The organism is Bradyrhizobium iriomotense (assembly GCF_030160715.1).
Classification (GTDB): domain Bacteria; phylum Pseudomonadota; class Alphaproteobacteria; order Rhizobiales; family Xanthobacteraceae; genus Bradyrhizobium; species Bradyrhizobium iriomotense.
Window position 1 is genome coordinate 61,885 of the sequence record NZ_BSOW01000006.1, and the last position, 13,310, is coordinate 75,194.

The window sequence follows — 13,310 nt, forward strand, 5'->3', positions numbered from 1 at the left end:
AGCGCTCAAACTAATTCAACCCTTCGGCGCAGAGAGCTTGTAGATCTCCAGTGCATCGGCATCCGCGCCGCGGCTCGCGCTTGCCAGCCTGAACAGCTGCCCCGCGAGCGAAGCCATCGGTACGGGCGTTGAGGTGGCGTGGGCGACATCGGCGATGGTGTCGAGGTCCTTCATCATCGTCGCAATGTGGCCGAGCGGCGGGGAATGAATGCCCTGAACCATCCGCGGAACAAAGAGCTGGAGGGGAATGGAATCGGCAAAGCCTCCGGCGAGGGCTTCCGGAAGCCGTCCTGCGTCGATCCCGGCGTTCACGGCAAGGCGCGTTGCTTCGGCGAGGACGGCCATCGCGCAGCCAACGATCACCTGGTTGCAGAGTTTGGTAGTCTGTCCGGCACCAATTGGGCCCATGTGCGTGAGCCTGCGTGCCATTGCGAGGACGTACGGCCGCACTCTCTCGATATCGGTGGCGTCTCCGCCCGCCATGACCGCTAGCGTACCTTCCTCTGCTCCTTTCGTGCCGCCCGAGACCGGCGCGTCGATCCAGCCCATACCGTTTGCCGCCTTGAGCCGCGCAGCGATGTCGCGCGCGGCATCCGGATGGATGGATGAGAAGTCGACGACGAGTTTGCCCGCGCCGGCGACTGCCGACAGTCCTTCGGGGCCGAAGATCACGTCCTCGACCGCTGCGGCATCCGTCAGGCACATGAAAACGATGCTGGCGCTGGTCAAAACGTCGCGGGGGCTGGCCGCGCGCTTTGCGCCGGCTTCGACCAGGGGAGCCGCCTTCGCGGCCGAGCGGTTCCAGATCGCCACGTCAAAGCCAGCCGCGAGCAGTCGCCAGGTCATGGGGGCACCCATCAATCCCAGGCCGAGATAACCGAGCTTCTCGGCGGGGTGCGCCTTCGCGCCGGCGGATTCAGCCATGGGTCGCTTCCTTCTGTCGCGGTGCAATGCTGGTTGAATGTCGCCCTAGCATACATCGGGTGGTGATGGGGAAATTGCGGCGGCGGGCATGGCTTGCCTGACTGTTTGAACCATGAAACATTTGGCTCCTGGTCGGGTTGGGTGGCGTCGGTCGGCGCCGAAGTAGCGGAGCGGGCATGATGCGGACGGTTTCAAAGTGGGTCCTGGCATTTGGGACGGTGGCGGCACTCGCCGCCAGCGCAGGCTCATCGCGGGCACAGCAGACGATCCGTGTCGGCTGGACCATCCCGGCCGAGGAATCCAAATATTGGATGATGCGGCGGCCGGCGGAATTTCCCGATCTCGGCAAGACCTACAATATCGAATGGACACAATTCCAGGGCACCGCGCCCATGACGCAGGCGCTCGCCGCCGGCGCGCTCGACTGCGCGACGCAGGCGCCGTTGTCGCTGTCCAACGGCGTGGTTGGCGGCAATCTCAAGGCCTACATCGTGGCTCAGCACGTCTTTGAGAAGCCGGGCGGCTTTTCGGTCTACTGGGCGGTGATGGACGATTCGCCGATCAAGACGATCGCCGATCTCAAGGGCAAGACGGTCGGCATTTCCGTGATCGGAGGCGGCACCCAGGGGCCCTTCAACATGCTGCTCAAGCAGAATGGCATCGATCCCGCAAAGGACATCAAGCTCGTCGAGGTCGGATTTGCGGTCTCGGAAGACGCCCTGCGGCAGGGCCGGGTCGACGCCGTCAACATGAACCAGCCATTCGCTGCGCGGGCGGAAGCAAAGGGTGGCACGCGCAAGCTGTTTTCGCTGTCGCAGGCCATGCCGAACATCGTGCACATCCTCGAAGCCTGCCGCGCCGATTTCGTCGACAAGAATCCGGAGTTGGTGAAAGCCTATGTGCGCGACATCACCTCGGGCATGAAGAAGGCGCTGGCAAACCGCGAGGAGACGTTGAAAGTGGTCTCGGAGGTCCTCAAGGCGCCGATCCCGGTCCTCGACACCTACTTGCTCAAGGACAATGATTTCGGACGAGATCCGGGCGCTGCGCCGAACTTCCCAGCGATCCAGAAGATGCTGGATATCTACGCCGAGACCGGCATGCTGCCGAAACTGGATGTCGCGCAGTTCAAGCATCCGACCATCGTTGCGCCGCTGCAATAGACAACCTGGCGAATAGCCGGAACGATCTGCGGCGTCCCAATATTGCGTGGGACGCCGAATGTAGATGATACAGGCATGAAGAAGCTGCGCTCACGGGTAACGACTGACGGCCTTGACCGCGCGCCGCATCGCGCCTTCATGCGTGCGATGGGATTGGACGACGCGGCCCTCGCCAAACCCATGATCGGCGTCGTCAGCATGAAGGGCGAGCAGACGCCCTGCAACATGACGCATGATTTCCAGGTCGAGGCCGCCAAGGCGGGTATCGAGGAAGCCGGCGGAACGCCGCGCGAGTTCACGACGATCTCGGTGTCCGACGGCATCAGCATGAATCACGAGGGGATGAAGTTCTCCCTCTTTTCACGTGAGCTGATCGCCGATTCCATCGAAGCCGTCGTTCACGGCCTTGCCTACGATGCACTGATCGGCTTCGGCGGCTGCGACAAGACGCTTCCCGGCGTGATAATGGGGATGATCCGCTGCAATGTGCCGTCGATCTTCATCTACGGCGGCAGTGCATTGCCAGGCCGACTGGAAGGACGAACGCTGACCGTCCTCGATTCCTATGAGGCGGTCGGCGGGTTCATGACCGGTGAGATCGACGGTACCACGCTCGAAAAGATCGAGCGGAGCTGCCTGCCGACCATCGGCGCGTGCGCCGGACAATTCACCGCCAACACCATGGCGATGGTTTCGGAAGCGATGGGCCTCACCATCCCCAATTGCTCGATGATCCCCGGCGTGTATCCGGAGCGCGCGCAGGTCTCGCGCCGTGCGGGCCGGCTCGTCATGGACATGCTCGAGCGCGGCGGGCCACTGCCGCGCGATATCGTGACACGGAGGGCGCTGGAAAATGGCGCTGCGATTGTCGCCGCCACCGGCGGCTCGACGAATGCGGCCTTGCATCTGCCGGCAATAGCGAACGAGGCCGGGATCTCCTTCACGATCGATGATGTCGGCGAGGTTTTTGCCCGCACGCCGCTGATTGGGAATCTGCGTCCCGGTGGCAAGTACACTGCAAAGGACGTTTACGATATCGGAGGAGCGGCCGTCGTGATCCGGGAGCTCGTTCAGAGTGGGCATATCGACGGAAGCGCCCTGACGATTACCGGTCGTACACTTGCCGAGGACTATGCCAGCGCCAATGTGCCGGATGGCGAAGTCATCTATCCGGCCGGCGCGCCCATCATGAATGACGGAGGCGTCGCGGTGTTGAAGGGCAGTCTCTGCCCGGATGGCGCCGTGATCAAGGTTGCGGGGCTGAAGAATCTGTCCTTTGAAGGACCAGCGCGTGTCTTCGAGGATGAAGAGGCCTGTGTCCAGGCCGTCCGTAACCGCAGCTACAAGGCAGGTGAAGTCCTCGTGATCCGTAATGAGGGACCGGTCGGCGGCCCCGGCATGCGCGAGATGCTCGGCGTCACGGCGCTGATCTATGGCCAGGGCATGGGCGAGAAGGTCGCCCTCATCACCGATGGGCGTTTTTCCGGCGCGACACGCGGCATGTGTATCGGGTACGTGTCCCCGGAAGCCTTTGTCGGGGGCCCGTTGGCGCTGGTGTGCGACGGCGATCGAATTAGGATCGACGCCGGCGGCCGTCGTATGGATCTGTTAATCGATGAACAAGAGCTCGCAACACGCCGGCGCGACTGGAAGCCGCGGCCGCCTCGCCATCGTGCTGGCGCCCTTGCAAAGTATGCGCGCCTGGTTGGGCAAGCTCCGGGCGGAGCGGTCACTCACGAAGGACCGGCGGAATGGCCCTGGTTCAAGTGAGCGTTTCGAGCGTCGGAATTCGTCCTGGCAAGTTACTTGCTGAGCCGATGTCAACCGTTAAGGGAAATTGAATTGAACAGGTCGTTCGTATTCGGGGGCGCGCACGCATGAGGCAAGGGACGGCATGAAGGTGTTGCCTTCAAGATCGAGTGAGGTGGCGACTCCGGGGCCGGCGCGACAGCCGGCGACCGCAATGATCGAGATCGACCACGTTTCGCAAGTTTTTCAAACGTCGGCGCGCAAGGATCATCTCGCGCTGTCGGATATCTCGCTGACGATCGAAGACGGCGCTTTCGTCTCCATCCTCGGGCCGTCGGGCTGCGGCAAGTCGACACTTCTCTACATCGTCGGCGGTTTCGTCAGTCCGACCAGCGGCTCTGCGAAGGTGAAGGGCAAGACGATCACGGCACCCGGGCCCGATCGCGGGCCGGTGTTTCAGGAGTTCGCGCTCTTTCCATGGAAAACCGTCCTCGGCAACGTGATGTACGGGCCGCGTCAGCAGGGTGTCCGCGCGACTGAAGCGGAAGCACAAAGCCGCGCGCTGATCGAGATGGTCGGCCTCAAGGGCTACGAGAATTTCTTTCCGAAGGAACTGTCAGGCGGAATGAAGCAGCGCGTCGCGCTTGCCCGCACGCTCGCTTACCATCCCGAAGTGCTGCTGATGGACGAGCCGTTCGGCGCGCTCGATGCTCATACGCGTACGCGGCTTCAGAATGACCTCCTCAACATCTGGGAGCGCGACCGGAAGACGGTTCTGTTCGTGACTCACTCCGTCGATGAAGCGGTGTTTCTTTCGGACAAGGTCGTGATGATGTCGCGATCTCCCGGCCGTATCCGGCAGGTGATCGATATCGATCTGCCGCGGCCGCGCCGGCGGACCGAGCTGTTGCTCGACCCGCGTTATCAGAAATACGTCGTCGATATCGAACGCATGTTCGATGACATCGACGAGGCTGGTGTGAACCCATGACTTCGTCCGCTGCCATCGGCCGGCGCGTTGCTCCCTTGCTCGCCTGCATCGGGCTGCTCGCGGCGTGGCAGGTCGCGGCGCTTGCCTTGAAGAACGACAGTTTCCCGACGGCGCTTGAGGCCATGCGTGCGGTTCCGGCCATCCTTGGCGACAAGGAGGCCCTGATCAATATCCTGGCCTCGCTCCGCCGCATGGCCATCGGCTTCGCCGCAGCCGTCGCCGTTTCGATCCCGCTCGGGCTCCTGATGGGGCGAAGCCGCACGGTGGCGGCTTTCTTCAATCCGCTGCTCATGGTGATCTATCCCGTGCCAAAGGCGGCCTTGATGCCGATCATCATGCTTTGGCTGGGCGTCGGCGATATCGCCAAGACGCTTGTCATCTTCCTCGGCGTCAGCCTGCCGGTAATCTATCACAGCTTTGAAGGCGCCAAGGCGGTCGAAGAGAAGATGCTATGGTCCGGGGCCGCCATGGGATTGTCGGCGGCGCAATGCCTGGTTCGCATCGTGCTGCCAGCGGCGTTGCCGGAGATCCTGACTGGTTGTCGTACTGGGCTCGTGCTGGCGCTGATCACCATGATCACCAGCGAGATGATCGCCCGCCAGTCCGGCGCAGGCAATATCCTCTTCAATGCGCTCGACATGGGCCAGTACGACACCGTCTTCGCCATGATCATCATCGTCGGCGCCATGGGAATAGGTCTTGATGCTGCCTTCGAGAAGGTCCGGGCACGCCTGGTGCGATGGTCGGAGCCCCAATTCGACATGCCCCTGAGCTTTTCATGACCTCGCGCGCGCTCTCTACGGACGTACTCCTCGGGCTTCTGCCGATCGCCTTGCTCATCGCGTTATGGCAGGGCCTGGTATCGTTTGAACTTGCGCCTGTCGCTTTGCTGCCCCCGCCAGGACTCGTCTTTTCGCGACTGCTGCAACAGCTTGTGACCTTCAGTTTTCAGCAGGAGATCATCGCGACCCTGTTTCGATTATTCACCGGCTTCCTGATTGCGGTCGCTCTGGGCGTCGGCGTCGGTATGGTGGCGGCCGCGAGTCCTGCGATCAATGCGACCGTGCGCCCGCTTGTACGGGTTCTTGCGCCGCTGCCCAAGGTCGCGCTTTATCCGGCACTGTTGCTGCTGCTCGGCTTCGGTCATGAATCGAAGATCGCGCTCGTTGCTGCGGATGCGCTGTTCCCGATCCTTTTGTCCACCTATTATGGTGCCTCCACCGTAGAGCAGAAGCTGATCTGGTCGGCGATGGCGGCTGGTACGCCGCGGCGGGAGATCTTGCTCAAGGTCGTACTGCCGGCCGCGATGCCGTCGATCCTGACGGGTTGCCGGATCGGGCTTGTCATTTCGTGCATCGTGGTGTTCCTGGCCGAGATGATCACGTCGACCGATGGCCTTGGCCATGTGCTCATCACTGCGGCCCGCACGTTCCAGGCCGTTGACATGTTCGTGCCGTTGATCACCATCTCCCTGCTGGGATTGATCCTGAACGCCCTGCTGCAAGCCGCGCGATCGTACCTGCTGCGGGGCTTTCCAGAAGCGTGATCTGACCGAACAAGAACAGGGACATCAGGGAGTGAACCATGCTGGCGGATCGCATCGAGGCAAAATGGATCGACGCATTCTGCGAGGTCTTTGAGCGGTGCGCGGTCAAGGCCGGCGATACGGCCGCCATTCTTTCGGAAACCCAGTCGCGTGCGCTCAACGTGCATCTGGCGGAGCTCGCTCTGCTGCGTCTGGGTGCACGAGCGTTCCATGTCGTCATGCCCACTCCGAGAAACCGCCACATCGTGCCCGTCCGTTCCACAGGAGCGAGCGAGGCAATCCAGCGGATGGCGCCCGTCATCAGCGCCCTCCAGCAGGCCGGTTTCGTGGTCGACTGCACCATCGAAGGCTTGATGCATGCGGTGGAGACGCCTGAGATCCTCAAGGCCGGCGCCCGCATTCTGGTGATCTCCAACGAACACCCTGAAGCGCTCGAGCGCATGATGCCAGATCCAACGCTCGAAAAGCGGGTTCGCGCGGCGGCGAAGATGCTGCGTGGGACGAAGCGGATGCGCGTCACCTCGAAGGCAGGCACCGCGCTCGATGTCGACATGGTTGGCGCTTCGACGGTCGGGGTCTGGGGGTGGACCGACAAGCCGGGCACGTTGGCGCATTGGCCGGGCGGCATCGTCGTCAGCTTTCCGAAGAGCGGGACCATCAACGGGACACTGGTCATGGCGCCGGGCGACATCAATCTCACCTTCAAGCGTTACCTGACCTCGTCAGTTAAGATGACGCTGAAAGACGATTATGTCGTCGAACTCGAGGGCGAGGGCACTGATGCTGCGATGATGCGCGCCTATCTCGCTGCCTGGGGTGACCGGGAGGCCTATGCGGTGTCGCATGTCGGGTTCGGCATGAATCCGGGCGCGCGCTACGAGGCGTTGTCGATGTACGATCAGCGCGACACCAACGGCACCGAGCTGCGCGCGGTCTCCGGCAACTTCCTGTTCTCGACCGGGGCGAATGAATTTGCCGGCCGCTACACGGCGGGACATTTCGATTTGCCGATGATGGGAACCACGATCGAGCTCGACGGCGTTGCGGTCGTGCGTGACGGCGTGCTGCAGGACGTGTTCGGCTAGCCGCCGCCGAGCACTGGCGGCCGCGCAAGGCCAAAGTGCCGGAGCAGGTCGACCATCGCCTTCAGCCGCGTCTCGCGATAGGCGTCGACATCGAGGCCTGAATAGTCGAGGAAGCCCGCGCCGGTACGGAGTCCGATCCGGCCTTCCTGCATGTTGCGGGAAATGACTTCAGGTGCGCGATAGCGGTCGCTGCCGAGCGCGCCTTCGAGATAGCGGCTGGCGTAGTAGAGAATGTCGCCGCCGCCCCAATCGATGAACTCCAGGAGGCCAAGGACCGCATAGCGGAAGCCGAACCCGTAGCGGATCGCCTTGTCGATCTCCTCGGCGCTGGCAACGCCTTCCTCGACCATGCGCGCAGCCTCGTTCATGGCGAGCGCCTGGATGCGCGGCACGATGAAACCGGGCGTTGCGGCGCAGACCACCGGCACCTTGCCGATGCCTTCGAGCAGCGCCTTCACCTGATCTACAACGGCCGGATCGGTGGCCGCGCCTGGCGAGACCTCGACGAGCGGGATCAGATAGGCCGGATTGAGCCAGTGCACGTTAAGGAAACGGCCGGGATGTTCGATCGCACCGGAGAGATCGTCGACCAGGATCGTCGAAGTCGTAGAGGCAATGATCGTGTCGCGCCCAACCCGCTTAGAGGCGGCCGCAAGAACCTCGCGCTTGAGCTCGACGACTTCAGGCACGCCTTCGAAAACCAGGCCTGCGCTAGAGAGCGCTGCGTCGTCTTGATTGGCTGGCACCACCGAGACCCGCTTGATAAGCGTGTCGGCCTGCGCATCGGTGAGCAGTCCAAGGCGCGCCAGACTCGCGAATGTCTTGCGAACTTCGCTCAATGCATCCGCCTCAAGCCTTGCGAAGTCCTCCGCAGAACGTGCCTTGACGTCGATCATGGTGACAGCGTGCCCCGCATAAGCGAAGGCGACCGCAATCCCACGCCCCATGCGGCCGGCGCCGAGACAGGCGATGTTGGTGCGGGCGGTCATCGGTCAAAGCCCTCACGCAGTAGCGTCTGCAAGTCGGCCTGACTGAGTTGGCCGAGACCCAAGGTTGTGAGCGTACGGCCTCCTTCCGCAAAATTCTCGCCGCAGATCACCCCGCCGATGGCGAGGAAGGCTCTTGCGAGCGGCGTTGCAATGCCGGCCAGTTCGGCGACCGAGACGAGCAACGAGAGCCCCAGCCGCAGATCTTCCCGCATGTAACGGTGGTCGCTGAGCACGATACGCTCGCGCCAATCGCCGGAGTCGGTGAGGCGGTCGTGCGAGCCGCGGCCATACATCCAGATTTCGCCCTCCTTTGCGTAGTGATGGGCGAGTGGAAAATGCGGTGCGCCGTAACCGAGCCTTTCGCGCACCGCGATGCGCTCGGCATCGAGCGCATCCGTCACCCGGCGGATCGCCGGCTGCGTGCCTTCCTTGTGAATGTCCCAGCGCTCAAAATGCTCGATTGGACCTGCGTTCATGACGATCAGCGGCGGGTGAATGATAGCGCCTGCGTTCATCAAGGCGCCGGAGAGAGCGTCTCCACAGGGTTCAATCGCACCTGGAAGTGCGCGGCCGATCACTTCGAGTGCGTGCGCGGCCAAGTTCAGTGGGAACACGCCGACCGGCAATCGTTTGGCGCGGATCGTGATCGCGACCTCGAACGGCCCGTGCTTGCGCGTGAGCCAGGGCAGCGTGCCGGTTTCGGCAAAGCTCACCCTGGCGCGATTGCCGGAGTCGCGCATGGCGAGCGCGAAGATCATCGAGCCGAAGGTTGCCGGTGGCAGAAACACGACCTGTCCGTCCCGCAAATGCGGCGCAAGCAGGCGAGCGATATCCGGCTGGGCAAACGCCGGTGCGGGGCACAGGATCAGCTCGGTGCCGCTGACCGCGTCGGCGATATCGGTCGTGACCAGCGCGAGCTTCACGTCGTGCGCGCCGTTGTGGTCCTTGACGAGGATGCGCGAACCGGCCGCGCGGTGGGCCGCAACTTGATCCTGGTCGCGACGCCAGAGCCGAACCTCGTGTCCGGAGAGCGCGAAATCACCGGCGGCGGCGAACGAGCCGTTACCGCCACCCAGCACTGCAATCTTCAACTGACTTCTCCTTGTGCGCGGGACTGTGTATCGAGCTGCTTCAGCAGGAAATGCTGGACCTTGCCCAGCGCCGTGCGCGGCAGGTCGCCGACAAAGACGATCTCGCGTGGAACCTTGTAGCGCGCCAGTTGTGCCTGGAGATGCGCCTTCAACTCGTCAGCCTCGGGCCGGTGGCCTGATCGTGGGATCACATAGGCGATCGGCACCTCATCCCAGCGCGGATCAGGTCTGCCGATCACCGCACATTCGCTGACGTCTGGATGCTCCAGCAAAACGCGCTCGACCTCGGCCGGATAGATATTCTCGCCACCGGAGATGATCACGTTTTTTTTGCGATCCCGGATCCAGAAATAGCCCTCCACGTCGCGCAGGCCGATATCGCCGGTGCGGTACCAGCCGTCTTGCAGCGCTTCGCGCGTCGCGTGCACATTGCCCCAATATTCGAAGAAGACATTGGGGCCGCGTACCGCGATCTCGCCTGGCGTTCCCGGCTGCACCTCGTTGCCGTCGTCGCCGATCACCTTCGCTTCACAGCAGAGCCCGGGAAGACCCGTCGAGCCCGCCCGCGACAGGTCTCCTCCGAGCCGCGTATAGACGGCGATGGGGCAGGTCTCCGTGGAGCCATAGACTTGCAAGACCGGAACACTGCGCGCGACGAAGCGTTCGATCAGGTGCGGTGGCACGATGGTCGAGCCGGTCGCAAGGGCCTTCAATGATGAAAGGTCAGTCTCGGCCCAGCCGGGATGGTCGGTCACGGCTTGAATTGTGGTCGGCACCAGAACGGTCAATGTCGGCCGGTCGCGTTCGAAGCTCGCGAGCGTTGCCTCCGGCGTGAAACGCGAATGGATCGTGACCGTCGCGCCCAATTGCAGCGCCGGCGTGGTCTGGATGTTGAGCCCGCCGACGTGGAAGAAGGGCAGCACGGTCAGCACACGATCGTCCGAGGTCATGTTGTGCATGTGCTGGCTCATGACGCCGTTCCAGAACAGCGCGTCCTGGCGCAGCACCGCGCCCTTCGGCCGGCCGGTCGTGCCCGACGTGTAGACGATGAGCAGAGGGCAGGACAGATCGGCGTGCGGGTCGCGCGCATCGCCCTCGCGAGGTTCCAGCAGTGAGGCGAACGTGCTGCCATTTGGCGGCGCGAAGTCGAAACCGAGAAGGCTGACGCCCGGCAGGCTTCGCTCCAACTCCGGAACAACGCCGGCAAAGGCCTGTTCGAGCACAAGCACCTTGGCGCCAGCATCCGCGAGAATGAAAAGCTGCTCGGCAACCGCGAGCCGCCAGTTCAGCGGGACCAGGATCGCGCCAAGCCGCGCGCAGGCATAGAGCAAGACGAGGTAATCGGGCCTATTCAGGCTCAGGATCGCAACGCGATCGCCGCGACCGACGCCGAACTCGGCTTTCAGAGCGCCGGCGGTCCGCTCGATGCGCTTCGCGAACGCCGCATAGCTCAGGCTCTCGCCTTCGAAATGGATCGCGGGCTTGTCCGGCGCGAACGCCGCGTTGCGATCGATCAGATGACAGAGGTCCACCGTCAGTCGTCCGATTCGCCGGGCTCGTACAGCGCCTCGCGCCCGATGCGATCGAGGCAGAGCTCGGCGGTCCAGGGCAGCATCAGCGAGCCGCAACGGCTGTCGCGATAGATACGCTCCAGCGGCAATGATTTGAGCATGGCCTGGCCGCCGCAGGTGCGGATCGCCAGGGTTGCGAGCTCGTTGGCGCCTTCCATGACAGAATATTGGGCCGCGTAGGCCCGCAGCACCTGCTCTTTGCTCGGATTGGCGCGGGCCTCGGTGATGGCCTGAAACCAGATCGCCTTGATTTGCTCGAGCTTGATCTGCATCTGAGCGACCGCGATCTGCTTGGTCGGATACATCCTGCGCTTGACCGGCGGCATGCCGGGAACCTCGCCGCGCAGATAGCGCAATGTGAAGTCATAGGCCGCCTGTGCAAGGCCCATATAGGTCGGTGACAGCGTCAGGAACATGTGCGGCCAGCGCAGCGCCGCCTGGAAATAGACGCCGCGCGGCATTAGTGCGGCATCTTCCGGCACGAACACGTCCTTGAACAGGAGTGTGCGCGAGACCGTGCCGCGCATCCCAAGCGGATCCCAATCCCCGACGACTGATACGCCTTCCGTTCTGGAAGGAATGGCAAGGTAGAGCGTGTGTCGCCGTGAGGCCTTTTCGCCTTCGTGTATCTCGGTGCAGAGCACGCCGTAATAGTCGGCATGTCCCGAGAGCGAGGCAAAGATCTTCTTGCCGTTGATGATCCAGCCGCCGCTGACGGGTTTCGCCTTGGTGCCGAAGGCAACGCCGCCTGCGGCCGCGGCGCCGCCTTCCGAGAAAGGCTGCGAGTAGATCGCGCCATCCTCGATGATGCGTTTGTAGTGGATCGCGCGGCGCCGCTCGTGCTCCGCGCGCGTCGCGTCATCCATGTCGAGGTCGTCGGCCAGCGGACCCGACCACAGGGTCGAACACACATGCATGTTCCAGGTGAGCGCGGTCGCTCCGCAATAGCGGCCGATCTCGGCCGCAGCGAGCGCATAGGTCTGGTAGCCGGCCCCCAGTCCACCATGCTTCTTGGGAATAGTGATGCCGAGCAGGCCAACGCGGTGCAGATCCAGGTAGTTCTCGGTTGGGAACACCGCGTCGCGATCATAGGCCGCGGCGCGGCCCGCGAACACACTCTGGCCGATCTCCCGCGCCAGCGCGATGATGTCGGTCTGCTCGCTGTCCAGGCGGAATGCAACGGGATCGAAGATCGGCGCGTCGAGCGCGAGCTTGTCAGCCGTGCTGGTCTTGCCGACTTGCATGGTCATTGCCCGGTCGCCTGTGTTTTGGCCACGCTTGACTCCAGAAACGCGTCGATTGCCTGGTTGAACGCGTCGGGACGTTCGAGATTGGCGAGGTGACCGACGCCGGCGAGTTCCACATAGCGCGCCGCCGGAATATAGCCCGCCATTTTCGCCATCATCGGCGCAGGGGCATTGTTGTCCCTGGATCCCGACAAGAGCAGCGTCGGAACGGCGATGTCCTTGAGCGCGCTCCGCAGGTCGAATCCGATCAAGGCGAGCATCATCGCGCGATAGCTCGCCTCCGGCACGCTGGCCATGCAGTCACGTGCGACATCCATGCCCTTCGCATCGGGATTCTCGCCAACCAGTTCCTTGACCAGGGAGGGGGCGAGCAAGTTCATGGTCTCGCCGCGATCGAGCGGGCCAAGCCGCGCCGCAATGAACGATTTTTGCCAGTCACCGTCGGCCTTGCCGAAGGCCGGGCTGGTCTGCGCCAATACGACGGCGCGTGCGGCGCGGGGGTATTGCGCCAGCCATTGCTGCACGATCATCCCGCCGATCGAATGGCCAACCAGGACGGGCTTGTCGGCTTCGATCTGTTGGAGGAACTCCTGCAAGGCCTCCGCCAATGCGGTGATGCTGACGTTGGGGAGCGGTTTCGACCCGCCATAGCCCGGCATGTCCCAGGCAATCGCACGAAAACGACTGCCGAACGTGGCAAGCTGGTGGCGCCAGGCACGCGCGGCACCGCCAATGCCATGCAGAAAGACCAAAGACACCGCCTCCGGACTGCCTGCGGCCTCATAGGCAAAGCGTCCATCCCTGGTTATCGTCGGCATCGTTTGCTGCACACGGCTTCCTCTTGCTCTTCTACCGATGCTAACAGGCTTGTCGGGGATGGGAAGGGACAACTTTATACTTAAAGCAATTTCCGGGCCGGCCCCTGCAAGAGCTGAAGCAGGGGCTTCCATTGCA

General features: G+C 63.2%; 12 protein-coding genes. 6 read left to right on the top strand and 6 right to left on the bottom strand.

What is annotated here, in order from left to right:
- Nucleotides 1-15 precede the first annotated feature (15 nt).
- Nucleotides 16-924: an NAD(P)-dependent oxidoreductase gene (locus QQL28_RS10470; RefSeq protein WP_284264518.1), complete on the bottom strand. Its 909-nt coding sequence runs from the start codon at nt 922-924 to the stop codon at nt 16-18.
- A 179-nt stretch (nt 925-1,103) separates the two neighbouring features.
- On the opposite strand from QQL28_RS10470, the gene QQL28_RS10475 reads away from it, so the two are divergent.
- From QQL28_RS10475 to QQL28_RS10500, 6 genes are all read left to right on the top strand, one after another.
- Complete coding sequence (locus QQL28_RS10475; protein WP_284264970.1) at nt 1,104-2,087, top strand: ABC transporter substrate-binding protein; 984 nt, start codon at nt 1,104-1,106, stop codon at nt 2,085-2,087.
- Nucleotides 2,088-2,162: 75 nt separating this feature from the next.
- On the top strand, nt 2,163-3,857 hold the full coding sequence (gene ilvD / locus QQL28_RS10480) for a dihydroxy-acid dehydratase (RefSeq protein ID WP_284264520.1): 1,695 nt from the start codon (nt 2,163-2,165) through the stop codon (nt 3,855-3,857).
- A 124-nt stretch (nt 3,858-3,981) separates the two neighbouring features.
- Nucleotides 3,982-4,827 (top strand): ABC transporter ATP-binding protein, encoded by an 846-nt coding sequence (locus tag QQL28_RS10485; protein ID WP_284264522.1) that lies wholly within the window; start codon nt 3,982-3,984, stop codon nt 4,825-4,827.
- On the top strand, nt 4,824-5,609 hold the full coding sequence (locus QQL28_RS10490; protein ID WP_284264524.1) for an ABC transporter permease: 786 nt from the start codon (nt 4,824-4,826) through the stop codon (nt 5,607-5,609). The genes QQL28_RS10485 and QQL28_RS10490 overlap by 4 nt, the downstream gene beginning before the upstream one ends.
- Entirely contained in the window at nt 5,606-6,373 is a 768-nt protein-coding gene (locus QQL28_RS10495) for an ABC transporter permease (protein WP_284264526.1), read from the top strand. The genes QQL28_RS10490 and QQL28_RS10495 overlap by 4 nt, the downstream gene beginning before the upstream one ends.
- Before the next feature lie 38 nt (nt 6,374-6,411).
- On the top strand, nt 6,412-7,458 hold the full coding sequence (locus tag QQL28_RS10500; RefSeq protein ID WP_284264528.1) for a 2,5-dihydroxypyridine 5,6-dioxygenase NicX family protein: 1,047 nt from the start codon (nt 6,412-6,414) through the stop codon (nt 7,456-7,458).
- Here the strand turns inward: QQL28_RS10500 and QQL28_RS10505 are convergent.
- The 5 genes from QQL28_RS10505 to QQL28_RS10525 are packed head-to-tail and all read right to left on the bottom strand — an operon-like array spanning nt 7,455 to nt 13,174.
- The gene (locus QQL28_RS10505) at nt 7,455-8,447 is read right to left on the bottom strand and encodes a 3-hydroxybutyryl-CoA dehydrogenase (RefSeq protein ID WP_284264530.1); all 993 of its coding nucleotides are present in this window, start codon (nt 8,445-8,447) and stop codon (nt 7,455-7,457) included. The two genes, QQL28_RS10500 and QQL28_RS10505, sit on opposite strands and share 4 nt — an antisense overlap.
- A complete protein-coding gene (locus QQL28_RS10510) occupies nt 8,444-9,538 on the bottom strand; it encodes an NAD/NADP-dependent octopine/nopaline dehydrogenase family protein (RefSeq protein WP_284264532.1) in 1,095 nt (364 codons plus the stop codon). Before QQL28_RS10510 ends, QQL28_RS10505 begins: the two co-directional genes overlap by 4 nt.
- Nucleotides 9,535-11,070 (bottom strand): class I adenylate-forming enzyme family protein, encoded by a 1,536-nt coding sequence (locus QQL28_RS10515; protein WP_284264533.1) that lies wholly within the window; start codon nt 11,068-11,070, stop codon nt 9,535-9,537. The genes QQL28_RS10510 and QQL28_RS10515 overlap by 4 nt, the downstream gene beginning before the upstream one ends.
- Nucleotides 11,071-11,072: 2 nt before the next feature.
- Nucleotides 11,073-12,359 carry an acyl-CoA dehydrogenase family protein gene (locus tag QQL28_RS10520; protein WP_284264537.1) on the bottom strand — a complete coding sequence of 429 codons (1,287 nt, stop codon included), beginning with the start codon at nt 12,357-12,359 and terminating at the stop codon, nt 11,073-11,075.
- Entirely contained in the window at nt 12,356-13,174 is an 819-nt protein-coding gene (locus QQL28_RS10525; protein ID WP_284264539.1) for an alpha/beta fold hydrolase, read from the bottom strand. The genes QQL28_RS10520 and QQL28_RS10525 overlap by 4 nt, the downstream gene beginning before the upstream one ends.
- Nucleotides 13,175-13,310: the final 136 nt, after the last annotated feature.